General features: G+C 66.0%; 25 protein-coding genes. 21 read left to right on the forward strand and 4 right to left on the reverse strand.

Annotated features, from left to right (window positions below):
- The first annotated feature begins 78 nt into the window (after nucleotides 1-78).
- Nucleotides 79-774 carry a nucleoid occlusion factor SlmA gene (gene slmA, locus A9976_RS18330; protein WP_012203254.1) on the forward strand — a complete coding sequence of 232 codons (696 nt, stop codon included), beginning with the start codon at nucleotides 79-81 and terminating at the stop codon, nucleotides 772-774.
- 103 nt (nucleotides 775-877) lie between these two features.
- Here slmA and A9976_RS18335 read toward each other — a convergent pair whose 3' ends face one another.
- Nucleotides 878-1,390, reverse strand: coding sequence for a Mor transcription activator family protein (locus A9976_RS18335; protein WP_183020189.1), 513 nt, complete (start codon nucleotides 1,388-1,390; stop codon nucleotides 878-880).
- Nucleotides 1,391-1,536: 146 nt separating this feature from the next.
- Here A9976_RS18335 and A9976_RS18340 point away from each other — a divergent pair, with 146 nt between their 5' ends.
- The 19 genes from A9976_RS18340 to A9976_RS18430 all read left to right on the forward strand — a co-directional run bounded on the left by A9976_RS18340 (nucleotide 1,537) and on the right by A9976_RS18430 (nucleotide 23,505).
- The gene (locus tag A9976_RS18340; protein WP_183020190.1) at nucleotides 1,537-2,151 is read left to right on the forward strand and encodes a S24 family peptidase; all 615 of its coding nucleotides are present in this window, start codon (nucleotides 1,537-1,539) and stop codon (nucleotides 2,149-2,151) included.
- Between the two features lie 453 nt (nucleotides 2,152-2,604).
- Nucleotides 2,605-3,090, forward strand: coding sequence for a hypothetical protein (locus A9976_RS18345; RefSeq protein WP_183020191.1), 486 nt, complete (start codon nucleotides 2,605-2,607; stop codon nucleotides 3,088-3,090).
- Between the two features lie 130 nt (nucleotides 3,091-3,220).
- Nucleotides 3,221-4,147, forward strand: a complete 927-nt coding sequence (locus tag A9976_RS18350) for a phage tail tube protein (RefSeq protein WP_047474647.1) — start codon at nucleotides 3,221-3,223, stop codon at nucleotides 4,145-4,147.
- A 43-nt stretch (nucleotides 4,148-4,190) separates the two neighbouring features.
- Nucleotides 4,191-4,646, forward strand: a complete 456-nt coding sequence (locus A9976_RS18355; protein WP_012203259.1) for a hypothetical protein — start codon at nucleotides 4,191-4,193, stop codon at nucleotides 4,644-4,646.
- A 29-nt stretch (nucleotides 4,647-4,675) separates the two neighbouring features.
- A complete protein-coding gene (locus tag A9976_RS18360; protein ID WP_016446439.1) occupies nucleotides 4,676-4,966 on the forward strand; it encodes a DUF1799 domain-containing protein in 291 nt (96 codons plus the stop codon).
- Between the two features lie 70 nt (nucleotides 4,967-5,036).
- Nucleotides 5,037-10,052: a tape measure protein gene (locus tag A9976_RS18365; RefSeq protein ID WP_183020192.1), complete on the forward strand. Its 5,016-nt coding sequence runs from the start codon at nucleotides 5,037-5,039 to the stop codon at nucleotides 10,050-10,052.
- Nucleotides 10,049-10,984 carry a hypothetical protein gene (locus tag A9976_RS18370; protein ID WP_183020193.1) on the forward strand — a complete coding sequence of 312 codons (936 nt, stop codon included), beginning with the start codon at nucleotides 10,049-10,051 and terminating at the stop codon, nucleotides 10,982-10,984. Before A9976_RS18365 ends, A9976_RS18370 begins: the two co-directional genes overlap by 4 nt.
- Nucleotides 10,962-11,663 (forward strand): hypothetical protein, encoded by a 702-nt coding sequence (locus A9976_RS18375; protein WP_183020194.1) that lies wholly within the window; start codon nucleotides 10,962-10,964, stop codon nucleotides 11,661-11,663. The genes A9976_RS18370 and A9976_RS18375 overlap by 23 nt, the downstream gene beginning before the upstream one ends.
- On the forward strand, nucleotides 11,663-12,745 hold the full coding sequence (locus A9976_RS18380) for a hypothetical protein (RefSeq protein WP_183020195.1): 1,083 nt from the start codon (nucleotides 11,663-11,665) through the stop codon (nucleotides 12,743-12,745). Before A9976_RS18375 ends, A9976_RS18380 begins: the two co-directional genes overlap by 1 nt.
- Nucleotides 12,735-13,274, forward strand: coding sequence for a hypothetical protein (locus A9976_RS18385; RefSeq protein WP_183020196.1), 540 nt, complete (start codon nucleotides 12,735-12,737; stop codon nucleotides 13,272-13,274). The genes A9976_RS18380 and A9976_RS18385 overlap by 11 nt, the downstream gene beginning before the upstream one ends.
- A gap of 149 nt (nucleotides 13,275-13,423) precedes the next feature.
- Nucleotides 13,424-14,131, forward strand: a complete 708-nt coding sequence (locus tag A9976_RS18390; RefSeq protein ID WP_183020197.1) for a TetR/AcrR family transcriptional regulator — start codon at nucleotides 13,424-13,426, stop codon at nucleotides 14,129-14,131.
- Nucleotides 14,132-14,194: 63 nt separating this feature from the next.
- Nucleotides 14,195-16,000: an acyl-CoA dehydrogenase C-terminal domain-containing protein gene (locus A9976_RS18395; RefSeq protein ID WP_183020198.1), complete on the forward strand. Its 1,806-nt coding sequence runs from the start codon at nucleotides 14,195-14,197 to the stop codon at nucleotides 15,998-16,000.
- An 80-nt stretch (nucleotides 16,001-16,080) separates the two neighbouring features.
- Nucleotides 16,081-16,521 carry a DUF2147 domain-containing protein gene (locus A9976_RS18400; protein ID WP_012203268.1) on the forward strand — a complete coding sequence of 147 codons (441 nt, stop codon included), beginning with the start codon at nucleotides 16,081-16,083 and terminating at the stop codon, nucleotides 16,519-16,521.
- A 53-nt stretch (nucleotides 16,522-16,574) separates the two neighbouring features.
- Nucleotides 16,575-18,977: a 3-hydroxyacyl-CoA dehydrogenase/enoyl-CoA hydratase family protein gene (locus tag A9976_RS18405; RefSeq protein ID WP_183020199.1), complete on the forward strand. Its 2,403-nt coding sequence runs from the start codon at nucleotides 16,575-16,577 to the stop codon at nucleotides 18,975-18,977.
- Between the two features lie 155 nt (nucleotides 18,978-19,132).
- On the forward strand, nucleotides 19,133-20,329 hold the full coding sequence (locus A9976_RS18410; RefSeq protein ID WP_016446429.1) for an acetyl-CoA C-acyltransferase: 1,197 nt from the start codon (nucleotides 19,133-19,135) through the stop codon (nucleotides 20,327-20,329).
- 104 nt (nucleotides 20,330-20,433) lie between these two features.
- Nucleotides 20,434-21,336 (forward strand): alpha/beta fold hydrolase, encoded by a 903-nt coding sequence (locus tag A9976_RS18415; protein WP_183020200.1) that lies wholly within the window; start codon nucleotides 20,434-20,436, stop codon nucleotides 21,334-21,336.
- Nucleotides 21,337-21,373: 37 nt separating this feature from the next.
- Complete coding sequence (locus A9976_RS18420; protein ID WP_183020201.1) at nucleotides 21,374-22,204, forward strand: acyl-CoA thioesterase II; 831 nt, start codon at nucleotides 21,374-21,376, stop codon at nucleotides 22,202-22,204.
- Nucleotides 22,205-22,225: 21 nt separating this feature from the next.
- Nucleotides 22,226-23,020: an enoyl-CoA hydratase gene (locus A9976_RS18425; protein WP_183020202.1), complete on the forward strand. Its 795-nt coding sequence runs from the start codon at nucleotides 22,226-22,228 to the stop codon at nucleotides 23,018-23,020.
- The gene (locus A9976_RS18430) at nucleotides 23,014-23,505 is read left to right on the forward strand and encodes a thioesterase family protein (protein WP_183020203.1); all 492 of its coding nucleotides are present in this window, start codon (nucleotides 23,014-23,016) and stop codon (nucleotides 23,503-23,505) included. The genes A9976_RS18425 and A9976_RS18430 overlap by 7 nt, the downstream gene beginning before the upstream one ends.
- A gap of 40 nt (nucleotides 23,506-23,545) precedes the next feature.
- Here the strand turns inward: A9976_RS18430 and A9976_RS18435 are convergent, their stop codons facing one another.
- Both A9976_RS18435 and A9976_RS18440 read right to left on the reverse strand, forming a co-directional pair.
- Nucleotides 23,546-24,925, reverse strand: a complete 1,380-nt coding sequence (locus A9976_RS18435) for an MATE family efflux transporter (protein ID WP_183020204.1) — start codon at nucleotides 24,923-24,925, stop codon at nucleotides 23,546-23,548.
- Nucleotides 24,922-25,389, reverse strand: a complete 468-nt coding sequence (locus A9976_RS18440; RefSeq protein ID WP_013804191.1) for a MarR family winged helix-turn-helix transcriptional regulator — start codon at nucleotides 25,387-25,389, stop codon at nucleotides 24,922-24,924. Before A9976_RS18440 ends, A9976_RS18435 begins: the two co-directional genes overlap by 4 nt.
- Before the next feature lie 218 nt (nucleotides 25,390-25,607).
- Here A9976_RS18440 and A9976_RS18445 point away from each other — a divergent pair, with 218 nt between their 5' ends.
- Complete coding sequence (locus tag A9976_RS18445; protein WP_183020205.1) at nucleotides 25,608-26,273, forward strand: polymer-forming cytoskeletal protein; 666 nt, start codon at nucleotides 25,608-25,610, stop codon at nucleotides 26,271-26,273.
- A gap of 75 nt (nucleotides 26,274-26,348) precedes the next feature.
- Here A9976_RS18445 and A9976_RS18450 read toward each other — a convergent pair whose 3' ends face one another.
- A complete protein-coding gene (locus A9976_RS18450) occupies nucleotides 26,349-26,825 on the reverse strand; it encodes an acyl-CoA thioesterase (RefSeq protein WP_013804190.1) in 477 nt (158 codons plus the stop codon).
- Nucleotides 26,826-26,827 lie beyond the last annotated feature (2 nt).

Consider the following 26,827-nt stretch of genomic DNA (forward strand, 5'->3'; position numbering starts at 1 on the left):
TGCGCTCATGGGGACAGCTTTGTGCGGAGTTGCCGCCGGGGGCTGTGAGAGAATTACTTACAAATAGTTGATCTGCTTATGTCCGAGTCTGAAGTCCTGTCGCCTTTATCCGCTCCTGGCGCTGATGTCGTTTCCGACGAAGCCGCCTCCGCTTCCGCCCCTACGCCTGCGCGCAAACGCCCCAAACCCGGGGAGCGGCGCGAGCAGATCCTGCAGGCGCTTGCGGCCATGTTGGAAAAGCCGGGTGCAGAACGTATCACCACGGCAGCGCTGGCAGCCCATCTGGGCGTCAGCGAGGCAGCCCTGTACCGCCACTTCGCCAGCAAGGCCCAGATGTTCGAAGGACTGATCGAGTTCATCGAGCAATCCGTCTTCACGCTGGTGCAGCAGATCGTCGGGCGGGATGTGCCGGAGGAAGAGCGGCCCGCAGTGGATGGCATGCGCCAGGCCAGCCGCGTGATCTCCCTGGTGCTGCAGTTCGGCGAGCGCAACCCCGGCATGGTGCGCGTCATGGTGGGCGATGCCATCGTCTTCGAGCACGAGCGCCTGCAGGCCCGCATGAACCAGTTCTTCGACCGCATCGAATCCACGCTGCGCCAGTGCCTGCGCCCCGCCGCCGGCGCGCTGGGCTCTTCCGCCCCGACGGTCGATGCACAGGTGGCTGCCAGCGTGCTGACATCGTTCGCGCTGGGCCGCCTGCAGCGCTACGCGCGCTCGGGTTTCCGCCGCCTGCCGACCGAGCATCTGGAAGCCAGCCTGGCCTTGATGGTCTGAACACAGCGCAGCGGACCCCAGGGTCCGCTTTGCAGCAAAGCCACCCGCTTGTGCCGGTGGCTTTTTTTGCGACCAGGGCCTTGCTTCGTCGCGGTGGCTGTGCTCAGCCCACGAGATTGCGCCGTCGCCTGGCCGGTGCTGTCACGCCCAGCGCCGCAACGATGCGCCCCACCTGGCCTTCCGTAATCCCATGCTCGGCAGCCAGTTGCCGGGCCGTTTTGTCCGTGGCGTAGTCTGCAGCGATGCGCTGGTTGCGCAGTGCCTGCAGTGCACGCGCCGCCCTGGGCAGCTGGAAGTGGGGCAGGCCGCCATACTCACGGGCGAGCTGGAGCAAGGCTTGCACGCCGATGGTGGCCGCATAGGGATGCTCGGCTGTGACCTTGTCCGGTGTGGGAATGTAGATGCGCAGTCCACCCCAGCGCTGCACCAGGGCCATCGTGGGCTGCAGCCCGATCAGGCGCTCGAAGTCCTGCAGCAGCGGTGGAAGCAGATCGCTGCAAGTGCCATGGCGCGGGTCCAAGGCAGCTGCCACGGGCGTGTGCATGCCGATGGTGGGGGGCAGGGCAGCAGGCCGAAAGCCCTGGAAGGCGGGTGCCGGATGGTGTTCGGAATGCATTTTGGCTGTACGCTCGTGGTTCAAAAGGAAACGGTTCAATTTGAACCATATTCTTGGTCCATAACGAACCACTGTCAAGATTCGCCATGCCTGCAAAACCTGTGACTGATGCGCTTACATCCAACGTTGATGAGGTACTGGCGCGCATGGCTGAAGCCTTGGGACCCGACTGGATGGCCGGCATGGAGGTTCAGCCTGAAACGGTGCGGACCTGGCGCAAGCGCGGCGAAGTGCCGGCACGGCAACTGCTGCGGGCCTCGCAGCGAGCGGGCCGGCCGCTGGAGTATTTCAACGGCACGGGCGCAGCGAAGCCTGCCGCTCGGCATGGCGGGGCGGCCGAAGACGAGTTCACGCAGATCGAGATGCTCGATGCGCACGTCAGCGCAGGGCATGGGGCCGTCAACGGCCCCGACGAGGTGATAGGCCGCTTCGCCTTCCGTTCGTCCTGGCTGCAGTCCAAGGGACTGGGCAGGCACAACGCCAAGATCGTGCGTGCCCGTGGAAGATCCATGGCGGACCGCATCAACGACGGCGACATCCTGCTGGTCAACACCTCGGTCGATACGCTGACCCAGGATGGTGTCTATGTGATCGAGCTGGAGGGTGAGAACTACGTCAAGCTGCTGGAGCGCGACTTCAGCACGGGCGGTGTGCGCATCGTCAGCTACAACCCCGCCTATCCGCCCCAGGTTCTGGAAGGCGAAGCCGCCAACCGGCTGCGCATCTGCGGCCGGGTTCTCTGGCATGGCGGAGAACTCTAGCCCCCGGGCCGCGCCGCCCAGCATCGCTCCAGAGACTTTGCCGCAGGCCTGAGGCGACCTGGGCGTTTCCGTCTTCTCCCAGCCTTTCTCGTCCTCCTCTTTCGTCCACCTCTTTCGTGCGTCCGTGCCTGCCCGAGCGGCAGGACGTTTGCGCTTGCCTGGCCGTTGGGATGTGCCGGGCCAAGGCACATGTGCCTGGCATCCAGGTCCGCTGCGCCTGAGAAGGCGCGCGCCTGTGGACGCTGAAACCGGGCCTGCATATGCAGGCCTTATTCATTTTTGCCTGCCTCGGCACAGTCACTCCATCGCAACGACGCATCTTTTTCTGCGTCCCCCAACGGAGTGACCCATGTACGCCATCGCACAACTGTTCCTGCTCTTTTCCGCTCATCTGCGGCCCATCGTGGCCGAGGCTGCGGCGAGTGTGGCGGCGGCCTTTCCGGTGCTGCGCTCATGAATGCACTGGCCCAGCATCGCAACGCCATCGTGGCCATCCTGGCCTCGGTGCCGCAGATCGGCGTTGTGCAGGACCGCGAACGCCATGCCGCCAGCGATGCCGAGCTGGCCGCCCTGTTCACGTACACGCCGCCTGCAGCAGGCACGGCCCATGTCCGCGGCTGGTGGCTGCGCAGAAGCAGCACGGCCGAGCACGGCAGCAGCACGGCCCGCACGGTAAGCGTGCACCAGTGGACGCTGCATGGCTACCTGGCCATCTCCGACACCCAGGCCAGCGAACTGCTGCTTGACGACCTGGTCGAGCAGTTCCGCGCCCTGGTGCGAGCCGATCCGACCCTGGGCGGCGCGTGCCAGCCCGGTCCCCTGGCAGGCAGCGACGACAGCACCGATGGCGTGCAGGTCGTGCGTGCCGAGCCTGTGGATTTCGCGGGAGTGCGATGCCACTCCGTTGTCCTGCAACTCAGAACCTGGAGCTACCTGTGATCTGCACACCACCGAACCGGGCCTAGACCGGATACCCCGCACCTTTCCCGCAACCCCTGTGGCCCGCAGCGCTGGAGAACGGCGCCCAAGGCCGCGAAACCTCTGTTTGTCTCTTCAAAGGATTTTCCAAATGGCAGCAAAGATCATGCGCAAGATGGCCCTCCTGGCCCTGGTTGAAACCGTTGTCGGCACGGCCGTCGTACCGCTGGCGGCCAATGCCATGCTGGTCAGCGACGTGACCCTCACCCCCATCGAGGGCGACGTGGTCGAGCGCAACAACATCCGTCCCTTCTTCGGCTCCAGCGGCAGCACCCTGGTCACCGAATACCAGAAGGTGTCGTTCTCCGTGGAATTCGCGGGTGTGGCCGCAGCGGGCGAGCGTCCCGGCGTGACCGACCTGTTGCGTGCGTGTGCCGCCAGCGCCAGCACCGAGACTGGCGTAAAGACAGTCTTCTCTCCCGTGACCGACGGCATCCAGAGCGTGACCATCTACGGCAACGTGGACGGCACCCTCTACAAGATGCATGGTGCACGCGGCGAGGTGGAATTCAGCACCGATGCCAAGGCCATTCCCAAGTGGAAGTTCGAGTTCACGGGCTCCTTCGTTCCCGCCGTGGATGAGGCCCTGCCGGCAGTGGACTACAGCGACTTCGTCGCTCCCCTGGGCGTCAACAAGACCAACACCCAACTGACCCTCGACGGCCTGGCGGTGGCCTGCAGCGCCTTCAGCTTCAAGTGCGGCAACCAGGTGGTCAAGCGCGACCTGATGAATGTGGACACCGTGGAAATCACGGACCGCAAGTCCACGGGCAGCGTCACCTTCGAGAACACCAGCGTGGCCACCAAGGACTGGATCGGCCTGGCGCGTGCCAGCGCCATCGTGCCCGTCACGCTCAAGCATGGCCCCGGCGCCACCAACACCGTCAGTTTCAAGAGCGCGCGCGCCCAGATCGGCAAGCCGACCTACAGCGACAGCGATGGCGTGCAGATGATCACCATCCCCCTGTCGTTCATTCCCTCCGACGCGGGCAACGACGAGTGGTCCATCGAGATCTGACGCCTCACCTCCCTGCCTGACAACTACACATCCAAGGATCACCATGGCCGTCAAGATTTCCGGGCTCAAGCCCACCATCTCCGTTCCCGCAACGCTGTACCTGCCCGTCGATGAGGGCAGGTTCGGAGCCCATCACTTTGCCGTCGTGTTCAAGCGCCTGGGCAAGGCGCGGCGTGACGAGATCAATGAACTCATCGTCGTCGGCAAGCCCGCCACGCAGCCCGATGGCTCGCAGGAGGTACGGCGCATGACCATCCCTGAACTGCTCGACGAAGTGGTTGTGGGCTGGGAGGGGATGCTGGGCGACGAAGGAACACCCGTGCCCTACAGCCGCGACGAGCGCCTGGCGGCCGAGGAGGCCTACCCGGGACTGGAGCAGGCCATGGCCGTGGCCTGGTTCGACGGACTCAACGTGCACCAGCGGGATGCCGCCACAAAAAACTCCGTGGCGCTGTCCGGCATCACCTCGGCCTCGACGGCGCAGACCGCTATCTCGTAGACGACGAGCTGCGCGCCCAGTGCGCGCAGATGGGGATCGACCCCGACCGGATGGTGCCCGGCGATCTGCAACGCCAGCATCCCGAGGACTACGAACTGTGGCCGGAGCATGCGATGGCCTGGAGCGTGTACCTCGGCTGCTCCACCCAGTGGCGCAGGACGGCCACGCCCTGGGGCCAGTGGCACTGGGACGGGCTGGACTACGCCGGGGTCGAGATCGTGATGCGCCGCTACGCGGTGCCCGCCGCGCAGCGCGGCGAGGTGTTCGCGCAGTTGCAGGTACTGGAGGCGCAGGCGCTGCGCCAGCTCAACCGGGGCTGAGGCATAGGGGCCTCGGCTCCGGCCTTTCAAGACAAACACAAGCGGTCAAGCATACCGAACAGAGATCAGCATGAGTACAGCGGTCAAAAGCATAGGCATCGCCGAGACGCCCAGCCTGAGCGAGCTGCGTGCGCAGAATGCCCAGTTCTCCCAGGAGCTCGACAAACTCCACGGCAAGCTGCAGCAGGCGTATGCCGACATGTCGCAGTTCGCAGGTGCCTCAACGGATACGGGACTTGTGTCGGCGCGTGCCAGCATCGATATCGAGAGCCTGTCTACTTCCATGGGCAAGATTGCCGGCCGTGCCAATGCCATGCTGGAGGTGGCGGGTTCGGCGGCCAAGGTGGGAGAGGCCCTCTACACGGCCAGTGCCCAGACAGAGAATCTGCGTACGCGACTGGATCTTGCCACCGGCGGCAAGGGCGCGCAGGAGCTGGCCTATGTCACGGCCCTGGCCGATCGGCTGGGCCTGCAGCTCAACGCCACCGGCCAGGCCTACGCCGACTTCGCCACCAAGGCGCGTGGTACGGCGCTGGAAGGCGCGCAGGTGCAGACCATCTTCACGGGGATTGCCTCGGCCAACGCGGCCATGGGCCTTTCCGTGGAGCAGGGCAATGCCTCGTTGGCAGCCGTACTCGACCTGATGGGCAAGGGGACGATAGGCGCGTCGGACTTCAGCGAGAAACTGGGACATATCCCGGATGCGGCGCTGGTCGGCGCTCAGGCCCTGGGTGTGACACAGGAGCGGTTCTCCCAGATGCTGCAGACCGGCGAGATCGTGACGCAGGACTTTCTGCCCCGTTTCTCGCAGGCGCTGCAAAGCTCCCTGGGAGAGGGGACCGACAAGGCGGCGGACAGGCTGGATGCCGGCACTCAGCGCATGGCCAACGCCTGGGACAAGCTCAAGTCCGCCGTGGGTGATTCCGGCATCAGCCAGATGATCTCCTTTGGCATGAATGCAGCGGCCAACGACATGAACGCCTTTTCGGAGTCCATGTCGCGCGCGCGTGACAACGGGTCGGGCTTCCTGGGCCAGATCAGCAGCGGCCTGGGCAACATAGCCGGGCGCGCGGTGGGCTTGCAATACATCAGCACGGCCTTCCAGTCGAATGCGGAAAAGGCAGCCTATCTGGCCAAGGAGCTTCCGCGCGCCAGGGCTGAATTGGAGATGCTGCAAGCCAAGGGGGCAGCGACATCGCGCAATGTGTGGGTGCGCACGGCCCATGACGATGCCCAGCGCCTGGTCGAGAAGCTTCAACAGGTGCAGCGCGAGTTGATGGCTGCACAGGGTCAGCGCAATGCAGGCGGCGGCCGCGGGTTCATCAATCCGCCGCTGGTGGGACAGCCACAGCCGCAGGAGCAAAGCAAGAAAACCGACGCGCCTGCGCAGAAGAAAGAGCCGCCTGCGGTACCCCGGACCGTCAGCTACGCGCCACCGGCCGTGCCAGCCAGAACGCAGCAGGACAATGAGGAGCTCAAGCGCGATCAGGAACTGCAGAAAAGGCAGCAGGAGGTGGCGCAACTCGTCAAGGAGCACCAGACCAAGGCCGTACTGGCCGAAAAGAACCTGGACCTCGCCCGGCAGGAAACGCGCGCGATCGGCCTGACCGGGGAGGCGCTGGGACAACTGCGCCAGGAGCAGGTCGAGAAGACCATCGCGGAGCTGGAAGACAACGCGGCCGGGCAAGAGAGTGTCCGCTGCTCCAGGGAGGTCGCCGAGGCCGTTGGCAAAGAGGTCGAGGCCACGCGCGAACTCGCCCGGGTCAAGGGCTACAACGAGTCTGCCAGCAAGGTGGACGAGTACACCAAAAGCGTGAAGGCGGCCAGTGAGGCGGTGCAGTTCGAGCAGTCTCTGGCAGCCATGTCGGAACGCGACCGCAAGATCGCGCTGGAGCAGTACCAGGTCGCGATCGAGCTCAAGAAAAAGCTCGAAGACATCTCGGCCAAGAATCCGGATGATGCGGCTGGCGCCCAGAAACTCAAGGACGACGCCACGGCCGCAGCCAACCAGGCCAAGGCCAATGTTGCCGAACGTGTCCGCATGCAGGAGACTCAGAAATCGGTCGACCAGATGGACGAGATGTTCCGCAAGGGCTTCACGGACATGCTGGCCAACGGCACCGAAGGCTGGCGTACCTTCACCAAGAGCCTGAGTGCGACGTTCAAGGCCTCTGTGGCCGATGAGATGTACAAGGCGTTTGCGCGGCCGTTTCTCGTGCCTGTCTTCGCTCAGCTCAGGGGGTTCGTCGGCAACTTCCTCGGTCAAGGCGGTGCTCCGGGAACAGCGGGCGCTGGTGATGCGCAGGGCACGGGCCTGGGCGGTGGATTGACGGACTGGTCCACCTGGGGAACCTCGGCGCAGAAGTACCTGAATGAATCCGCACTCAAGCTCATGTCCAATGGCTGGAACATCGCCGGTGAAGCACTGCAGGACCTGGGCAAGACCGTAGGCCGGTTCGACACCTGGCTGAAAGACATTCCCGGTTTCCAGGGAGGGATTGGCTCTGCTGCCGGTTACCTGGGAAGCCTGTACAGCCTGTCCCAAGGACAGTACGGAGCCGCTGTGGGTCAGGCGGTGGGAACCTGGATTCTTCCGGGCATCGGTTCGATGATCGGCAGCTTCCTCGGTGGAGCGCTCGACAAGGCCTTCGGCTCCCGCGGCGCCAACCATGGCGGCGCGGCTTACAGCACGGCCGGCATTGGCAATGACAAGGCGGCCGAGCAGCTGTTCGGCCGCGCGGCAGGCGACTGGTACGACGATCTGACACGCCGCCACAGCGATGGCATCGAAAAGCAGCTCAAGACCAGTCTGGACGGACTGGCCCTGGTCTACGGATCCCTGGGCAAGTACGCCATGGGCGGAGTGCGCGACATCGACTTGGTGGGCGGCTTTGCCGCCAACGGCCGGTACAGCGACGAGGACGCCTACGGCTACGCCAAGATCATCGACAAGACGACCGGCATGATCCTGGCCGGCTTCGAAAACCGCTCGCTGGGCAACAACCCGGAAGAGGCCTACAAGGCCTTCCTGGGCCAGACCGGTTCACTGCTGGTGTCCGAACTCAAGAAGGCGGACCTGCCCAGCTGGATGCGCACCACGCTGGACTCGCTGGGCGAAGCACCCAATGTCGAGGCGTTGCAGGCCGCCTTCCAGACCATCGACCTGATCGGCCGCTCCTTTGAGGAGCTGGGCAAGAAGATCACCGGCTTTGCCGACATGACCGACCTGGCTTTTGAGGCCCTCATCAAGGCCTCGGGCGGGATCGAAGCGCTCAACGCGAATACCAGCAGCTTCTACCAGAACTTCTACAGCGAAGACGAGCGCAAGACTGCTACCAAGAAAGAACTGGACAAGCAGCTCAAGGATCTGGGCGTCGACATTGATCTCGACGCTGATGACGCACAGGCCCAGTTTCGCAAGCTGGTGGAGGACAAGCTCGAGGCTTCCAGCGCAGAGGAAGCGCGCAGCAAGGTGCTGAAGGACCAGCTCAGCGTATTCTCCGAATCTGACCTGACGGATTTCCGCAACGGCAAGACCACGGGCTATTTCGCTGACTTCGTGAAGACCGTAGTTTCGGGTGAAGGCCACGTGGATTCTGGCTTGGCCGCGAAGATGACGGCTGAGATCGATGAGCTGCTCAAGAGCGGTGGCAATTTGAAAGACTTCGGCGCCGGCATCGAAAAAATCGTTGGCTCCGTGGGCGGCGCCGGCAAGACCTCGGCCGAGACTGCCGCCGAGCTGCTCAAACTCAATGGCACCTTCAAGGCCGTCACCCGCACCACCGAGGAGGCCAAGAAGACGGCGGAAGATGCGGCCAAAGCGAAAGAGGAAGCGGCGAAGAAGGCCCAGGAAGAGGCAGAGCGGACAGCCCGTGCTGCCACGGACAAGGCCTGGGCTACGCTGGAGCGCGCCATTGACGCGGAGCGCACGGCCGCGCAGGCCCGCGTGGACGCGGCGCAGGAGCGCGTCGATGCAGAGCGCGCCCTGATGGATACCTTGCGCGAGCAGGTCAACGAGCTGCGTGGCCAGGTCGAGGCGACCCACCGCATGGCCATCGACCGCGCCGACCAGGTCATCGACCAGGCGCTGCAGACTTACCGCACCACGGGCTACCTGCCGGAGGCTGCGGAAATCGGGGAAGCCGCGTCCACCGCACGCGGCGGCATCACCACGCAGGGATACCGCTCGCGCCTGGACTACGAGGCCGCGCAGCTGATCCTGGCCAACAAGCTGGAGGTGCTGCACGATGCGGCCGGTGAGCAGCTGTCCACCGACGAGCTGATCCTGGAGCAGGAAAAGAACCAGGTCGACTATCTGGACCGTCTGCTCAAGGCCGAGAAGGAGGCACTGGACGTTGCACGCGGCATCGACACGCGGCTGCTCACCTCCGAGCAGGCCTGGGCCGAGTTCCGCGCGGCGATCATCAAGGAGAAGACGACCACCGACGCTGGCAACGCGGGCACAGGTGGCAAGGGGGGCAGCTCGGGCGGCGATCTGGGCCCGCCATCCCTGCATGGCGGCTCGGGCGGGTCGGGCGCGGCCGCCAGCAAGTACAAGGTTCCCGTGGCGAGCATGGGCGATGGCGAGGCCATCTACCAGTTCGAGACGGACAAGGACAGGATCGCCCACCTGGACAAACTCGCACCGACCTTCCACAAGTACGACGGGACGGGCGACCTGGCGGGCCTGGCGCGCGACATCAAGGCCGCCGGCGGCACGGCCAAGGATCTGGCCTACCTGTACGGCTACACGGAGAAGGACGTCAACGCGGCCCTGGATCAGTTCGGCATTCCCCGCTTCATGGGTGGTGGTGACCACTTTGGCGGCATCCGCCTGGTCGGCGAGGACGGTCCTGAGCTGGAGATTACCGGCCCCTCGCGCATCCACAACGCTCGGCAGACCCGGCAATTGCTGGCAAGCCTTCAGGGCGACGGTGGCGGCTGGTCGGAGGTCGTCCGGTCGGTGCAGGGCCTGCAGCAGCTGCTCTATGACATCGGCCGCCAGCAGCTGGTGCTGCTGCACAGCATGGAAAGCCTGGCGCGCAAGAACGACGCCCTGGGCGTCAAGCAACGGGAGTGCGCATGAACGGCGATTTCACCCACGGCATGGGATTTTTGCCACCGCTGCCGGTCTCGCTCAGCAACATGACCACCAATGTGGCAGCCAGCACCTTGCTGGCCTGGGTGGCCGGCAAGACCTACGCGCTCAACGACGAGATCATTGATGCAGACCGCGTGATCTGGCGCAGCATGGCCGACGCCAACACCGGCAACAACCCGGCCAGCTCGGACGGCAAGTGGCAAAGGCGCGGTGTCGAAAACCGCCTGCGCATGTTCGACGCCAGCCTGGGGTCGTTCACCGAGGCCGACGACATGATCGAGGTGGTCATCAAGCCTGGCCGCGTCGTCACCGACGTGATGCTGCTGGGCGTGCAGGCCCATGACGTCCAGGTGTCGATGGTCGATCCCGTCGACGGTGAGGTGTTCGACAGCGGGCAGCGCCTGATGCTCAGGCCTTCGGGCAATTCCCACTGGGGCTATTTCTTCAACCCTATCGAACGCCAGCGCAAGCTGCACATCAGCGGCCTGACAGCCTATACGCAGGCCAGCATCACCATCCGCATCCGAAACCAGGGCGCCAAGGCGCGCTGCGCCGAAGTCGTCCTCGGCCGCGCCGTGTGGCTGGGAAATACCCAGTGGCGGCCGTCCATCGGCTTCGACGACTGGAGCCTCAAGAAGCGCGACGACTGGGGCGGCTGGATGGCAGAGCCTGGCGCCTACAGCGATCGCTTAAAGCTGCAGGTCCTCGTCCAAGGCACGCAGTACGAGCGCGTGCGCAACGAAATCCTGGCGTATCGCGCCAGACCGGTCGTCTGGATAGGTGCGCGCGGCTACGGCGTGCTCACCACCTACGGCTATATCACGGGCTTCGACCAGGTTCTGGTGGCCCATGGCTTCTCCGATTGCAATCTAACCATTGAAGGACTGGAAGACGATGAACTTCACCCCCCCGCCTAGTGCGCCCGAGGAATCGGTGGCGATCCCGAATCGCCGCACGGATCCGCAGGACGTATTCGACGTCAAGACGGATGTCTATCTGAACTGGCTGACCGGCTTTCGCAACTGGACGGCCGGGCTGGTGACCTGGACGGTCACGCACCTCGCTGAAATGCTGCAGGCCATGCAGGCGGTGGAGGGCAACAAGAATGCGGCCCAGATCGCCGCTGCAGCGGCAGAGGCCAGCGCCCAGAATGCGGCCATCATCGCAGGCGCCCAGCGCTGGGCGCCAGGCAACTACCAGCAAGGCGCGACTGTCTGGTCGCCTACCTCGCTGCTGACCTATCGGCGCGTGCCTGCGGGCATCACCGCCAGCGCCACGGACCCTGCGCAGGACCCCATGGGCTGGCGCCTGACCGGATCGCCGTTCTCCATGCCCCAGCAGGAGCTGACCACCACCGGCCCGCACACGCTCGTCGTCGGCATGCACTACCTGGTCAAGCATCCGCTGTGCGAATGCCTGATGCCTGCCGGCGCCGCGCCACAGGAGCAACTGCGCCTCTCCAACCAGTCGGGAGCCAACACGCCCATCCTGCGCCGCAACGGGGGCAAGTTCCTCGGCATCGAGGACGACATGCGCCTGGACAACCGCCGCGCCGACAAAGTTTTCACACAATCCGCAACCCAGGGGTGGATCTAATGCTCTCCTACAACATCCTTTTTGGAGGCGGCGCGCCGCTGCGCAGCCGGACTATCTACACTGGCCCAGACCGGCGTGTGCCCAGCTACGTCACGGCCCGGATACGGCCCTTCAAGCTGCGCCCCAAAACCAATCCGGCCTCCGTGGAAGCCTATTCCATTGCGCACAACGGATCGGTTTACATGCTTGTTCCTACGCGCCCGACCAGCAACCCGCCGTTTCCCGTGGACTACTACACGGGGACCGACACAACCACGCTGACCGTTCGCTCTGGTGACAGGGTGCAGTTCAGGCGGGTCACAGCGCTGGGCACCTTGTTTTTTGCTGAAGGAGGCGCGGGCGATGGTATCGCCCGCGTCTATCGGTCCACAGACAACGGCGCCTCGTGGACCATGTCCTGGGACTACGTCCGGAACGTCCAAGTCGCTGGAGGCAAAGCATTTATGGCTGCGTCGCGCACCGACCAGGCCATGTCGGTGTACAACGCCAGCACCGGCGCATGGGATGCCCGCGGTCTGCCAGAGGCGCCGCTCGGCGCCTGGATGGGCGTTGCCCACAACGGCACCGTGTACTGCGTGGCTTCCCCGAGCAGGGCCGCTGTCAGCACGGATGCTGTGTCCTTTTCCGTCAGTACGGGTTTCGCGGCCGTAGCAGCTGCACTGCCAATTCCCGTGTCAAGGCTCTACACCTTCGGCTCCCGGTTTATCGCGGTGGGCTTCAGCGCCAAGCACATCGTTGCCATGGTCTCCGAGGACGGCCACCTATGGAGTCAAACTGCCGCGTACCCCCTTTTGGACGCCACCTCGGCGCGCACCATCCTCCAGATTTCCTTTGTGGGTGCTGATCTCGATGGTGTGCTCTACATCGGCATTTCGTACCTGGAGAGTGCCAAGTACATCACGGGCCTGATAAGCACGGCAGACGGCAAGGATTGGCAGGTGTTTCCTGACCTCATCTCCGCCAGCGCCACCTCTTTGAATCCCCCGGAGCTTTTCGTGCGTCCCGGTACCAGCACCATCATGCTGGGCGGCACGCTGATTGATACCGACGACACTGGCGTGGAGTTGTTCTATGAACTTTGAATTTGACCTGGGCGGCTGGTTTTGCGGCACTGCCGACGATGCTCACATTCGCACGACCCTGATTGCGCCCGATGACATGTCCACAACAGTGGAGCCGGGCGCCATGCGTTCCAACTGGACCGGCACCGGCTGGGTAATGCTGCCCTACGCGCCGCTGCCGGATGTCTCCGATGTCCAGGCGCCCGAGATCGTGATCACAGACATCCAGTCTGACGTTGACAGCTTTGTGCATGCCCAGGAATTCACCGAAGCCACGGTCCCTGTCGGCGGCACATTGCGCTTCACGGCCCAACTGCGCCAGGCTGGGGAGGTTCTGCTCCTGGATGACTCCTTCCGGATGCCCATCTGGTCGCGCGATGGCCGTGAGCGCGTGGTGCTGGCCTCCATGGCCCAGGGCATCATCCGCTTCTCTGTCCATTTCGAGGACAGTCGAGTCTGGGAAGTGACCGAAGCCATGGTCAATTCCGATCTTCCTCCCGAACGCCACATGCGCTTCAAGGGCATCAAGATATTTGCCGTGGAGGCATGACTTGCTCTGAGGCATGACAAGCAACCAAGCCGGCCCCTGCCGGCTTTTTTGCGCCTGCCCGCTGGCTAGGTGTTTTCCCCCGCATGTCTTCGCCGCGACAAGCTTTCCATGCAAAATAGCACGAACGTTCGTTTTAACAAGAATTTCGCATGTCCAGCGTTTCCGCCCCACGCCGCACCACCCGTTTGACCGCTGATGCCACGGCCGATCCCAAGGCGGGCTCTTCCGCGCACGAAGCCGCTGCGCCCGCGCCGCGCCGCGCGCTGCACAAGGGGCAGCAGACCAAGGCCACCATTGTGGAGGCCGCCCTCAACCTGGCCACGCACATCGGTCTTGAGGGCCTGTCCATCGGCGCTCTGGCCGAGCTGACGGGCATGAGCAAGTCGGGCGTGTTCGCGCATTTTGGCTCGCGCGAGGAGCTGCAGATTTCCGTGGTGCATGAGTACCACGATCGTTTCGAGCAGGAAGTGTTCTTTCCGGCGCTTCAGGCGCCGCGCGGCGTGGCGCGTCTGCGTGCGCTGTTCGACAACTGGATGAAGCGCACGTCGATCGAGCTGGACTCGGGCTGCATCTATATCAGCGGCGCCGTGGAGTTCGACGACCGCACGGGGCCGGTGCGCGATGCGCTGACGGCCTCGGTCCAGACCTGGCATGCAGCCATGCGCCGCACCATCGTGCAGTGCCGCGAAAGCGGCGACCTGCGTGCCGACCTGGACGAGAACCAGCTGCTGTTCGAGATCCACGGCCTGATCCTGGCCCTGCATTACGAAGCGCGCTTCCTGCGCAACGAAGGCTCCATGCAACGCGCCATCGACGGCTTCGAGAGCATCCTGGCGCGCTACGCCCGCCCGGCCTGATTTTTCCGCTTCCACCGTTTTCACCGTATCCACCGCAAACCCCGCCATCACAGGAGAAGACAAATGCCCAGCTACAACCCGCCCCTGCGCGACATGCAATTCCTCATGCACGAGGTGTTCAAGGTCACGGACGACTACCAGCAGATGACGGCGCATGCCGAGGTCGATGCCGACACCATCAATGCCGTGCTCGAAGAGGCGGGCAAGTTCGCGGCCAATGTGACGTTCCCGCTGAACATCAGCGGCGATGCCGAGGGCTGCGTGCTCAACAAGGAAACCCACGAGGTCACCACGCCCAAGGGCTTCAAGGAGGCCTACCAGAAGTATGTGGAAGGCGGCTGGCCTTCGCTGTCCTGCGACACGGCCTATGGCGGCCAGGGCCTGCCCTTCGCGGTGAACTCGGCGGTGTACGAGATGCTCAACAGCGCCAACCAGGCCTGGACCATGTACCCGGGCCTGTCGCACGGCGCCTATGAAGCCCTGCATGTGCACGGCACGGAAGAGCAAAAGAAGCTGTACCTGCCCAAGCTGACCAGCGGCGAGTGGACCGGCACCATGTGCCTGACCGAGCCCCATTGCGGCACCGACCTGGGCCTGCTGCGCACCAAGGCCGAGCCCGTGGCCGGCGCGCCCGAGGGCACCTACAAGATCACCGGCAACAAGATCTTCATCAGCGCGGGCGAGCACGATTTCACCGACAATATCGTCCATCTGGTGCTGGCACGCCTGCCCGATGCGCCGGCCGGCTCCAAGGGCATCAGCCTGTTCGTGGTGCCCAAGTTCGTGGTCAAGGCCGATGGTTCGCTGGGCGAGCGCAACCCCATCTTCTGCGGCGCGCTGGAGCACAAGATGGGCATCCATGGCAATGCCACGGCACAGATCAATATCGACGGCGCCATCGGCACCCTGGTGGGCCAGCCGAACAAGGGCCTGCAGGCCATGTTCGTGATGATGAATGCCGCCCGCCTGGGCGTGGGCAACCAGTCGCTGGGCCTGACCGAGGTGGCCTACCAGAACGCCCTGGCCTATGCCAAGGACCGCCTGCAGATGCGCAGCCTGTCGGGCACCAAGGCCAAGGACAAGCCGGCCGACCCCATCATCGTCCATCCCGATGTGCGCCGCATGCTGCTGACGGCCAAGGCCTATGCCGAGGGCGGCCGCGCCCTGGTGACCTATTGCGCCTTCCTGATCGACAAGGAGTTCAACCACCCCGACGAGAAGGTGCGCAAGGACAGCGCCGAGCTGGTGGCGCTGCTGACACCCATCGTCAAGGCCTTCATCACGGACAACGGCTGGACGGCCACCACCATGAGCCAGCAGGTCTATGGCGGCCATGGCTTCATCACCGAATGGGGCATGGAGCAGTTCGTGCGCGATGCGCGCATCAACATGATCTATGAAGGCACGAACGGCATCCAGGCGCTGGACCTGCTGGGCCGCAAGGTGCTGGGCAACCAGGGCGCCTCGCTCAAGAAGTTCGGCAAGCTGGTGGCGCAGCTGGTGGAGGAAGAGGGCGTCAACGAGAAGATGGCCGAGTTCATCAACCCCATCGCCTACCTGGGCGACCAGATGACCAAGTTCACCACCGAGATCGGCTTCAAGGGCATGCAAAACCCCGACGAGGTGGGTGCCGCTTCCGTGGACTACCTGCGTGTGGCGGGCCACCTGGTGTTCGGCTACTTCTTCGCCCGCATGGCCCAGGTGGCACTGCGCGAAATCGCCAAGGGCAACACCGACCCGTTCTACCAGGCCAAGCTGCAGACCGCGCGTTTCTACTTTGCCAAGCTGCTGCCCGAGACCGCCACGCTGATGCGCACGGCCCGCGCCGGCAGCAAGTCGCTGATGGACACGGACGCGGCGCTGGCCTGAACGGCTTCACTCCAACATGGGAGCGCGGGCTGTGCGCATCAGCGTGGCCTGCGCGCCTTTCTAGGCGAAAGGGGTTTGAAATGAAGGCATATCAAGCACTGGCAGCAATGGTCCTGGGCCTCACGGCCGCCGCAGCGCAGGCGCAGATGACGCCCGTGGGCCTGTGGAAGAGCGTGGACGACAAGAGCGGCGAGGCCAAGTCCGAGATCCGCGTGGCCGAGAACGACGGCGTGGTCACGGGCCGCATCGAGCAGATCCTGCGCAAGGGTGCCGATCCGGCCGCCACCTGCACCGAATGCTCGGACGACCGCAAGGGCCAGCCGCTCAAGGGGCTGGAGATCATCCGCGGCGCCAAGAAGGCCGAGGGCAAGGACGTCTGGGAAGGCGGCAAGATCCTCGACCCCGAAAACGGCAAGACCTACACGCTGCGCCTGACGCCCATCGAAGGCGGCGCCAAGCTCGAGGTGCGCGGCTCCATCGGCCCCTTCGGCCGCACCCAGACCTGGGTGCGCGTGCAGTAAACCAATCCGGGAGGCGGCCGCAGCGGCCCCTTCCTCCCACTTGTGGAACATCCATGTCCCGATTCAATGTGAAGAAAGTCGCCGTGCTCGGCGCTGGCGTGATGGGGGCGCAGATCGCGGCCCATCTGGTCAATGTCAAGGTGCCCGTGGTGCTGTTCGACCTTCCCGCCAAGGAAGGCCCGAAAAGCGGCATTGCCGAGCGCGCCATCGCCAACCTCAAGAAGCTCAAGCCTTCGCCCATCGGCGTGGCCGAGGACGCGGACCTGATCCAGCCTGCCAACTACGAGGAGCACCTCAAGCTGCTCAAGGGCTGCGACCTGATCATCGAGGCCATTGCCGAGCGCATGGACTGGAAGCTCGACCTGTACACCAAGATCGCGCCCCATGTGGCCAAGCACGCCATCGTGGCGTCCAACACCTCGGGCCTGTCCATCACCAAGCTGTCCGAGGCGCTGCCCGACGCGATCAAGCCGCGCTTTTGCGGCATCCACTTCTTCAACCCGCCGCGCTACATGCCGCTGGTGGAGCTGATCGCCACGCCGACCACGCAGCCCGTGGTGCTGGACCAGCTCGAAGCCTTCGTCACCAGCGGCCTGGGCAAGGGCGTGGTGCGCGCCAAGGACACGCCCAACTTCATCGCCAACCGCATCGGCATCGCCGGCATGCTGGCCACGATGAAGGAGGTCGAGAACTTCGGACTGACCTTCGACGTGGTCGATGACCTCACCGGCAAGAAGCTGGGCCGCGCATCCAGCGGCACTTTCCGCACGGCCGACGTGGTGGGCCTGGACACCATGGCCCATGTGATCAAGACGCTGCAGGACAACCTCAGCGCCGAGACCGATCCCTTCTACGGCAGCTTCGGCACGCCGCCCGTGCTGGCCAAGCTGATCGAGCTGGGCAACCTGGGCCAGAAGGCGAAGAAGGGCTTCTACAAGAAGGTCGGCCGCGACATCCTGCAGTTCGAGCTGGACAGCGAGGACTACGTGCCTGCAGGCGGCAAGGCCGACGAGGTCTATGGCCGCATGCTCAAGAAGCCCGCGGCCGAGCGCCTGAAGCTGCTGCGCAATGCCGAGGGCGCGCAGGGCCGCTTCCTGTGGGCCATCCTGCGCAACAGCTTCCACTACGCGGCCATCCACCTGGAGAGCATTGCCGAGTCCGCACGCGACGTGGACCAGGCCATGCGCTGGGGCTTCGGCATGAAGCAGGGCCCCTTCGAGCTGTGGCAGGAAGCCGGCTGGCTGGAAGTGGCGAAGATGGTCCAGGAGGACATCGATGCCGGCAAGGCATTGAGCAAGGCACCTCTGCCCAAGTGGGTCTTCGAAGGCCCCGTGGCCGAGGCCGGTGGCGTGCACACGGCGCAGGGCTCGTGGAGCCCTGCACTAGGCCAATTCGTGCCCCGCCGCGTGCTGCCCGTCTACGAGCGCCAGATCTTCCCCGAGAAGCTGCTGGGCGAAGACAGCCTGCCCGACTGGAAGACGGCCGGCACCACGATCGCCGAATCCAAGGCGCTGCGCACCTGGACGCTGGACGGCCAGATCCTGATCGCCAGCATCAAGAACAAGATGCACGCCATCAGCCCCGAGGTCATGGAAGCGCTGATGGAAGCCGTGGACGTGGCCGAGACCGACTTCCAGGGCATGGTCATCTGGTCGGGCGATGCGCCGTTCAGCGTGGGCGCCGACCTGGAGGCCACCATGCCGGCCTTCGTGATCGGTGGTGCCGATGCCATCGAAAGCGTGGAGCAGGAGCTGCAAAACCTCATGCTGCGCATCCGCTACGCCCAGGTGCCCGTGGTTGCGGCCATCCATGGCATGGCGCTGGGCGGCGGCTGCGAGCTGGCCGTCTACAGCGCGCGCCGCGTGGCGCACATGGAAAGCTACATCGGCCTGGTGGAAGTCGGCGTGGGCCTGGTGCCCGGCGCGGGCGGCCTGACCTACATCGCGCGCCGCGCGGCAGAGAACGCCGCCACCAGCACGGGCAAGGACCTACTGCCCTTCCTGACCGAAGGCTTCACGGCCGCGGCCATGGCCAAGGTGGGCACCAGCGCCATCGAGTCGCGCAAGCTGGGCTACCTGCTGGACAGCGACCTCATCGTGCCGCACAAGGACGAGCTGCTCTTCGTCGCCATCAACGAGGCCAAGTCCATGGCCGCAGGCGGCTGGCGCGCGCCGCTGCCGCGCAGCTTTCCCGTGGCGGGACGCAGCGGCGTGGCCACCATCAAGGGCTCGCTGGTCAACATGCGCGACGGCGGCTTCATCAGCGAGTTCGACCAGCATGTGGCCAGCCTGATCGCCAACGTGGTCTGCGGCGGCGACGTGGATGCGGGCACCCTGGTGGACGAGGCCTATCTGATGAAGCTCGAACGCAAGGCGTTCTGCCACCTGATCGGCCATCCGAAGACCCATGAACGCATTCTCGGAATGCTGAACACCGGCAAGCCCGTCCGCAATTGATATGCCCCCCCTGAGTCGCTTCGCGCCTTCCCCCCAGGGGGACGACAGCCTCGCGGCGGGGCGGCGCGGCCAGCTTAGGCCCTTGCTTGCTGTCCCTGACTTGGGACATGCCTGCGTTGCGGGCCACGAATAACTGAGATCTAGGAGCAATCTCCATGAAACAAATCCAAGACGCCTACATCGTCGCCGCCACGCGCACGCCCATCGGCAAGTCGCACAAGGGCTTTTTCCGCAACTACCGTCCCGACGACCTGCTGGCGACCACGCTGAAGGCCGCGCTGGCCCAGGTGCCGGGGCTGGACCCGGCTGCCATCGAGGACATCATCTGCGGCTGCGCCATCCCCGAGGCCCAGCAGGGCCTGAACGTGGCGCGCATCAGCGCCGTGCTGGCGGGCCTGCCCACCAGCGTGGGCGGCATCACCGTGAACCGCTTCTGCGCCTCGGGCCTGTCGGCCGTGGCCATGGCGGCGGACCGCATCCGCGTGGGCGAGGCCGACGTGATGATCGCGGCCGGCGTCGAGAGCATGAGCATGGTGCCCATGATGGGCAACGCGCCCTCGCTGTCGCCGTCCATCTTCGAGCGCGATGGCGACGTGGGCATTGCCTATGGCATGGGCCTGACGGCCGAGAAGGTGGCCCAGCAGTGGAAGGTCTCGCGCGATGCACAGGACGCCTTTGCGCTGGAGTCGCACCGCCGTGCCCTGGCCGCGCAGCAGGCCGGCGAGTTCAAGGACGAGATCACGCCCATCGAGGTCACCGACCGGGGCCTGGACCTGGCCAAGGGCGAGCCCGTGGTGCGCACGCGCACCGTGGAGCTGGACGAGGGCGCGCGCCCCGACACCAGCCTGGAAGGCCTGGGCAAGCTGCGCACCGTGTTCGCGGCGCGCGGCTCGGTGACGGCCGGCAACAGCTCGCAGACCAGCGATGGCGCAGGCGCGCTGATCCTGGCCAGCGGCGCTGCCGTGCAGCGCTTCGGCCTCACGCCGCTGGCGCGCTTCGTGAGCTATGCCAGCAAGGGCGTGCCGCCGGCCATCATGGGCATCGGCCCCATCGAGGCCATCCCGGCCGCGCTGCGCTATGCGGGCCTCAAGCAGGACGACATCGACTGGTTCGAACTCAACGAAGCCTTTGCCGCCCAGTCGCTGGCCGTGGTCAACACGCTGGGCCTGGACCCCGCCAAGGTCAACCCCATGGGCGGCGCGATTGCCCTGGGCCACCCGCTGGGCGCCACGGGCGCCATCCGCTCGGCCACCGTGGTGCATGCGCTGCGCCGCAAGCAATTGCGCTACGGCATGGTGACCATGTGCGTCGGAATGGGCCAGGGCGCCGCCGGCATCTTCGAGCGGGTCTGACCGTTGCTCAAAGCCCCGTTCGCGGGGCTTTGTTTTTTCCGCTCATCCCATCCTTTCCCATCCATGCGAGCCGGCACAGAAACGGCACCGACCAGGAGACAGCCATGGAACAACACCAACTCAGCAGCGACGGCGTCACGCTGGCGCTGCGCGTCTACACGCCCGCTGGCCCGCCGCGCGCCAGCGTGGTCATCGGCGGGGCCATGGGCGTGCGCCAGGCCTTCTACGAGGCCTTTGCCACCTGGCTTGCTGGCCAGGGCTATCGGGTGACCAGCTTTGACTACCGGGGCCATGGCGATTCCCTGCAAGGCTCTTTGCGCCAGGTGCGTGCCGACCTGTGCGACTGGGCGCGCGACTACGAGGCCGTGATCGCCCATGCCAAGGCGCAGCTGCCGGACCAGCCGCTGTTCCTGGTCGGCCACAGCCTGGGCGCCCAGCTGCCGGGCCTGCTGCGCACGCCGCAGCTGGTGGACGGCCTTTTGAGCATTGCGGCCGGCAGCGGCTACTGGCGCGACAATGCGCCCCGCCTCAAGCGCATGGTTCCCTATTTCTGGCATGTGCTGGTGCCCGTGGCCACGCGCCTGTGCGGCTACTTTCCGGGCCGGCGCCTGCGCAAGGTGGGCGACCTGCCGGCCGGCGTCATGCTGCAGTGGCGCCGCTGGTGCCTGAATCCGCGCTACAGCGTGGGTGCCGAGGGCGAGGCCGCCGCGCGCAGCTACGCCGCCGTGCGCTTTCCGGTGATGGCGCTGTCCATGAGCGACGACGAACTCATGACCTGGCGCGGCACCGAGCACCTGTTCGCGCTCTACGCCAATGCCCCCAGCCGCATCGAGCGCATCGAGCCCAAGGCGCTGCAGTTGCGGCGCATAGGGCATTTCGGCTTCTTCCGCGCCGATATGCGCGAAGCGCTCTGGGGTCGGGCCGTGGACGTGTTCTCGGGCTGGACCAGGTCGCCGGCTGCCGCTGCCCACCCGCGCTTTCCCTCACCCGCAGAGTCGCCGGCTTGACGGACGCGGGCCCCGCTTGCCATCACACTCTTTTGCCATGAGCACAGACATCCATCCTCTCGACCGGGCCGTGGCGCTCACGCCCACCGGCGCCGTTGGCCACTACCAGGGCCAGACCACGCAGGACTACTGGAACATGGTGGGTCCCTACGGCGGCATCACCGCAGCCGCGCTGGTGCAGGCCATCCAGCAGCATCCGCTGTGCCTGGGTGATCCGCTGTCCATTACCGTCAACTACGCTGCCGCGCTGGGCGCGGGGCGCTTCGACATCGAGGCCAGGCCCGTTCGCACCAACCGCTCCACCCAGCACTGGCTGCTGACCATCACCCAGCCTGACCAGGATGGCGATGCCCAGGTCGTCACCACGGCCACCGCCGTCACGGCCGCGCGGCGCAGCACCTGGGGCGGCACCGACCTGGCCATGCCCGAGGTGCCTGCTCCTGCCACCGTGCCGCGCGTGCCGCCGCTGGGCGGCGTGGAGTGGCTCAACCGCTACGACATGCGCTTTCTCGACGGCATCATTCCCCAGACCTGGGATGGCCGCGAGACCGACAGCCTCACGCGCCTGTGGGTGCGCGACGAACCGCCGCGTGCACTGGATTTTTGCGCGCTGGCCGGCCTGGCTGACGTATTCTTCCCGCGCGTGTGGCTGCGCCGTGCACAGCGCACCCCGGCGGGCACGGTGTCCATCACCGTCTACTTCCATGCGGGGCGCGAGGGACTGGCTGCGGCAGGCACGGGCCACCTGCTGGCCCAGGCGCGCGGCCAGGAGTTCCGCAACGGCTTCTTCGACCAGAGCGCCCAGCTGTGGAGCGAAGCCGGCGTGATGCTGGCGAGCAGCCACCAGATCGTGTATTTCAAGGAATAAAGCCAAAGGGCACAGACCATCATGAGCGAAACCACCCAGGACATCCTCGTGCACACCGAAGCCGGTGTCTGCACCATCACCTTCAACCGCGCCGACAAGAAGAACTCCATCACCGAGGCCATGTACGCCAGCATGGCCGATGCGCTGGCCCGGGCCGGCGAAGACGCCGCCGTGCGCTGCGTGGTCTTCCAGGGCGACATGGCCATCTTCAGCGCGGGCAACGACATTGCCGACTTCCTCAAGCAGTCGGCCGGCGGCGCCGCCAGGCCGGAGGGCGAGCAGCGCCCCGTCTGGCGCTTCCTGCACAACATCGCCGCCTTTCCCAAGCCCGTGATCGCCGCCGTCTGCGGCCCGGCCGTGGGCATCGGCACCACCTTGCTGCTGCACTGCGACCTGGTCTATGCGGGCGATAACGCGGCCTTCTCGCTGCCCTTCGTGAACCTGGGCCTGTGTCCCGAAGCGGCCTCCAGCCTGCTGCTGCCGCAGATGCTCGGCTACCACCGCGCGGCCGAGGCCCTGCTGCTGGGCGAGCCCTTCCTGGCCGAAGCCGCTCTGGAAGTGGGCCTGGTCAACCGCGTCGTGCCGCCCGGCGAATGCAATGCACTGGCGCAGGCACAGGCCAGGAAGCTGGCCGCCAAGCCGCTGTCGGCCCTGATCGAAACCAAGCGCCTCATGAAGGCCGGCCAGTCCGGCCTGGTGCGCGAGCGCATGGCCGAGGAGGGCGCGAGCTTCGGCAAGCTGATGAGCGGACCTGCCGCGAAGGAGGCGTTCACCGCGTTCATGGAGAAGCGCAAGCCGGACTTCAGCCAGTGCTGAAATCCACGAAGGCCTCTGCGGCGCCCGTTCAGTTCGAGCCCGAGTTCGTCGCCGGGCTGCGCGAAGTGTTCGAGCGCCAGATCGCCTTCAACCAGGTGCTGGGACTGCGCATCACCGAAGTGCTGCCCGAGCGGGTTGAAGGCCGCATCACCATGCGGCCCGAGCTCGTAGGCCATGCGGCCTACCAGCGCATCCACGGCGGCGTGATCAGCGCCGGCCTGGACTCCATGGGTGGCCTGGCCGTCATGGCGGCCATCGGTGCCAGGCACATGGAAGATGCGCCGCTGCAGCGCCTGCACCGCTTCTCGCGCCTGGGCACCATCGACCTGCGCGTGGACTACCTGCGCCCCGGCATAGGCAGCGAATTCATCCTGCGCGCCGAGGTGCTGCGGCTGGGTTCGCGCGTGGCCAATACGCGCATGGAATTCCTGGGGGCCGATGGCAGCTTGCTGTCCACGGGGACGGCGGCGTACATCGTTTCTTGAAGCATGGCCCGCTGACTGCGGGCCTTCTTTTTGCGTTTCTTCACCCCCAGCGCGCGCGCCACACGGCCCAGGCCGTGCCTGCGCCATAGGCGGCCATGGCCACGGCGACCAGGATGAACAGCGACTGGGCGCTGCCCAGGCCGCTGGACATGAGCCAGCCGCCGCCCACCACCACGATCAGCAGACGCACCGTGCCGGCCAGCACGGGAGCCCAGACGCGGCCTGCGCCCAGGGAGGCGAAGTACAGCACCAGTCCCAGGCCGAACAGCCCGAAGGCCGGGCCCACGGTGCGCAGGTAGAGGTCGGCATAGGCGCGCACGGCCGGGTCGCCGGTGAAGATGGCAGACCACAGCTGCGGCCAGGCCATGACCACCAGGCCCAGCACGCCCAGCAGGGCGGCGGCCATGGCGCCGCCCGACCAGGCCACGCGGCGCGCGCGTGCCACCTGGCCGGCGCCCATGGCCATGCCCACCATGGGCACGGCGGCCATCCCCACGCCGAAGGCCATGGGGATCAGCAGGAACTCCAGCCGCTGGCCTATGCCGTAGCCGGCCAGGGCCAGCGGGCCCAGGCGGGCGACCATGCCTGTCAGCAGCAGCGCGGCCAGCGCCGTTTGCACGGGCGACAGGCAGGCCAGGGCGCCCACGCGCAGGATGTCGCGGAACATGGGCCAGGCCAGGCGCGGCGTGCGCCAGTCCAGTTGCAGGCGCTGCTGGCCCCATTGCAGGTAGGCCAGGAAGGCCGCCACGGCCAGCACCATGGCCACGATGTTGCCCACGGCCACACCCGGCATGCCCCAGCGCGGCATGGGCCCCAGGCCCAGCCCCAGGGTGCCGCCCACCACGATCTGTACCAGCGAGGCCGCAAAGATCACGGCCGAGGGCATGCGCATATTGCCCGTGCCCCGCACTACCGAGGCCAGCGTATTGCACAGCCACACCAGGATGGCGCCGCTGAACAGCACGGCGCCAAAGCCCGTGGCCGCTGCCAGCACCTCGCCGCGCCCGCCCAGCCAGCCGTAGAAGGTGGCGCCGCAGAGCACGAAGATGAGCGAGTACAGCAGGCCTGCGATGGCGCCGATCACGATGGCGTGCAGGGCCAGTGCCGAGGCACGCGCGCCGTCGCCCGCGCCCAGCGCGCGGCTGATGGCCGAGGACACGCCGCTGCCCATGGCACCGTTGCTCATCATCTGCGTGAGCATGGCCAGCGGAAACACCAGGGCCATGGCCGCCAGCGATACGGTTCCCAGCTGCCCCACGTAGTAGGTCTCGGCCACGGCGACCAGCACCGACATGCTCAGCGCCACCATGTTGGGCACGGCCAGGCGCACCAGGGTGGAGGCGATGGGTCCGCTGACCAACGGATGCGCGGACCCGCTGGCCGCAGCGCCAGGGGCTGCGGAGGGCAGGGCGGCGCTCATTCCGCGCTCTCCTGCGTGGCGGTTTCCAGCACGGGCAGCATGCCCAGCACCAGGCTTTCGAGCGCGCCGATCTGCTCGCTGCCGCACAGCTCGCGCACGCGCTGCTGGGCCTGGCGCCACAGGGCGGCGGCCTCGCGGATGCGGGCGCGGCCTTCGGGCGTGACCACCACGCAGCGGCTGCGCGCATCCGCGCCGGGAACCAGGTCGATGAAGCCTGCCTGCTGCAGCGTGCGCAGGTTGCGCGTCATCGTCGTGCGGTCGGTGTGCAACTGCTCGGCCAGGGCCGAGACGGTGGGCGGGCCGTCGGGCGCATTGCGCGCCTGCACCAGCAGGCTGAACTGCGTGCCGCGCAGGCCGCTGGGCGCCAGCGTGTCGTCATAGAGCTGGGAGATCTTGCGCGACAGGCTGCGCACCATGAAGCAGGTGCAGACCGGACTGGCGGCGCTTGAGGTGGAGGAGGTCATGGGGCGTGGGGCAGGTGGCTTGTAATGGAAATAAGTGTAGATGCACCTATTGATTTGCGCATGTCCGCTGCGCGACCTGTGCATGCGTGGTGTGTGATCGAGAAAGGCTTGCAAGCACATGAAACGGGAGAACCATCTCGTTACCGTTATTGCGAGATGCCGGCATTTGTTGCCAGTTCGTGTGCGTAGCATCGGATTTTTCCGAAGGAGACCCACCCATGGCTGTTCAGAACCCGTTCTTTGGCAAGCGCGACAACGATGCTTTCACCTCCCGCAACACCCTGGGCAGCGGCACAGGCGCTGCCAGCACGGGCGGCAGCCCTTCGGGAGCCGTCATGCCCAGCTCCAGCGTGACCAGCCCGGCATCCACCCAGCGCCAGGCCTCGCCTGTGTCGCAGGACTCCCCGGGCAGCAAGCTCACCGTGGGACCGAACATCAAGCTCAAGGGCGTGGAGATCACCGATTGCGACACGCTGGTGGTCGAAGGCACGGTGGAGGCCACCATGGACTCGCGCGTGATCCAGATCGCCGAGCAGGGTGCCTTCCATGGCACGGCAGAGATCGACATCGCCGAGATCCATGGCGTGTTCGACGGCACGCTGACCGTGCGCGAGAAGCTGGTCATCTACGGCACGGGCAAGGTCAGCGGCAAGATCCGCTACGGCAAGGTGGTGATCGAGGAAGGTGGCGAGCTCACGGGCCAGATCGAGGCCGGTTCCTCGCCGCGTTCATCTTCGGGTTCGGCCGTGGCATCCAGTGCCTCCAGCCTGTCCTCTTCCTCGTCGGCCGCCTCCAGCGACAGCGCCGCCAGCAGCTCCGCTGCCCTGGCTGCGGCCACCGCAGCGGCTTCGCTGCAGCCGCGCGTCACTCCCTCTCTGGCCTGAGCCCTTCCTGCACCGGAAATGAAAAAGCGACCTGCGAAGGTCGCTTTTTTCATGGCTGCAGAGGCGCAGGCGGGTTCAGCCGGCCTGCTGCTGCTTGCGTTCTGCATTGCGCTCGGCCGACGCGCGCCAGGAGCGCACCTGGTCGTTGTCCGGCAGTGACTGGGGCTTGCCCTGGCCGTCGATGGCCACGTAGGTCAGCAGGGCTTCGGTCACCTTGACGAAGCGGCCCTGGTCGGCAAAGCGCTCGGCATAGACCTCGACATCGACCGTGACCGAGGTGCGGCCCACGCGTTGCACGCTGGAGTAGAACGACAGGATGTCGCCCACGCGCACGGGCTGCTTGAAGATGAACTCGTTCACGGCCACGGTGACCATGCGGCTCTGGCCCAGGCGCGAGGGCAGCACGGAACCTGCCAGGTCAACCTGCGCCATGACCCAGCCGCCGAAGATGTCGCCATTGGCGTTGACATCGGCGGGCATGGGAATGACCTTGAGAACCAGCTCCTTGTCTGCGGGCAAGGGATGGGGCGGGAGGTCGGGGCGGGGTGGCATGG

This window comes from Delftia sp. UME58, from assembly GCF_014170385.1.
Lineage (GTDB): Bacteria > Pseudomonadota > Gammaproteobacteria > Burkholderiales > Burkholderiaceae_C > Comamonas > Comamonas acidovorans.

Excerpts from the sequence above, each read along its gene's own strand:
- A9976_RS18390 (WP_183020197.1), top strand. The coding sequence starts at position 13,424 with ATGTCCAGCGTTTCCGCCCCACGCCGCACCACCCGTTTGACCGCTGAT.
- A9976_RS18385 (WP_183020196.1), top strand. The coding sequence starts at position 12,735 with ATGAACTTTGAATTTGACCTGGGCGGCTGGTTTTGCGGCACTGCCGAC.
- A9976_RS18400 (WP_012203268.1), top strand. The coding sequence starts at position 16,081 with ATGAAGGCATATCAAGCACTGGCAGCAATGGTCCTGGGCCTCACGGCC.
- A9976_RS18380 (WP_183020195.1), top strand. The coding sequence starts at position 11,663 with ATGCTCTCCTACAACATCCTTTTTGGAGGCGGCGCGCCGCTGCGCAGC.
- A9976_RS18370 (WP_183020193.1), top strand. The coding sequence starts at position 10,049 with ATGAACGGCGATTTCACCCACGGCATGGGATTTTTGCCACCGCTGCCG.
- A9976_RS18365 (WP_183020192.1), top strand. The coding sequence starts at position 5,037 with ATGAGTACAGCGGTCAAAAGCATAGGCATCGCCGAGACGCCCAGCCTG.
- A9976_RS18345 (WP_183020191.1), top strand. The coding sequence starts at position 2,605 with ATGAATGCACTGGCCCAGCATCGCAACGCCATCGTGGCCATCCTGGCC.
- A9976_RS18450 (WP_013804190.1), bottom strand. The coding sequence starts at position 26,825 with ATGCCACCCCGCCCCGACCTCCCGCCCCATCCCTTGCCCGCAGACAAG.
- A9976_RS18410 (WP_016446429.1), top strand. The coding sequence starts at position 19,133 with ATGAAACAAATCCAAGACGCCTACATCGTCGCCGCCACGCGCACGCCC.
- slmA (WP_012203254.1), top strand. The coding sequence starts at position 79 with ATGTCCGAGTCTGAAGTCCTGTCGCCTTTATCCGCTCCTGGCGCTGAT.
- A9976_RS18425 (WP_183020202.1), top strand. The coding sequence starts at position 22,226 with ATGAGCGAAACCACCCAGGACATCCTCGTGCACACCGAAGCCGGTGTC.
- A9976_RS18360 (WP_016446439.1), top strand. The coding sequence starts at position 4,676 with ATGGGGATCGACCCCGACCGGATGGTGCCCGGCGATCTGCAACGCCAG.
- A9976_RS18375 (WP_183020194.1), top strand. The coding sequence starts at position 10,962 with ATGAACTTCACCCCCCCGCCTAGTGCGCCCGAGGAATCGGTGGCGATC.
- A9976_RS18395 (WP_183020198.1), top strand. The coding sequence starts at position 14,195 with ATGCCCAGCTACAACCCGCCCCTGCGCGACATGCAATTCCTCATGCAC.
- A9976_RS18445 (WP_183020205.1), top strand. The coding sequence starts at position 25,608 with ATGGCTGTTCAGAACCCGTTCTTTGGCAAGCGCGACAACGATGCTTTC.
- A9976_RS18335 (WP_183020189.1), bottom strand. The coding sequence starts at position 1,390 with ATGCATTCCGAACACCATCCGGCACCCGCCTTCCAGGGCTTTCGGCCT.
- A9976_RS18415 (WP_183020200.1), top strand. The coding sequence starts at position 20,434 with ATGGAACAACACCAACTCAGCAGCGACGGCGTCACGCTGGCGCTGCGC.
- A9976_RS18405 (WP_183020199.1), top strand. The coding sequence starts at position 16,575 with ATGTCCCGATTCAATGTGAAGAAAGTCGCCGTGCTCGGCGCTGGCGTG.
- A9976_RS18440 (WP_013804191.1), bottom strand. The coding sequence starts at position 25,389 with ATGACCTCCTCCACCTCAAGCGCCGCCAGTCCGGTCTGCACCTGCTTC.
- A9976_RS18340 (WP_183020190.1), top strand. The coding sequence starts at position 1,537 with ATGGCTGAAGCCTTGGGACCCGACTGGATGGCCGGCATGGAGGTTCAG.
- A9976_RS18435 (WP_183020204.1), bottom strand. The coding sequence starts at position 24,925 with ATGAGCGCCGCCCTGCCCTCCGCAGCCCCTGGCGCTGCGGCCAGCGGG.
- A9976_RS18350 (WP_047474647.1), top strand. The coding sequence starts at position 3,221 with ATGGCAGCAAAGATCATGCGCAAGATGGCCCTCCTGGCCCTGGTTGAA.
- A9976_RS18420 (WP_183020201.1), top strand. The coding sequence starts at position 21,374 with ATGAGCACAGACATCCATCCTCTCGACCGGGCCGTGGCGCTCACGCCC.
- A9976_RS18355 (WP_012203259.1), top strand. The coding sequence starts at position 4,191 with ATGGCCGTCAAGATTTCCGGGCTCAAGCCCACCATCTCCGTTCCCGCA.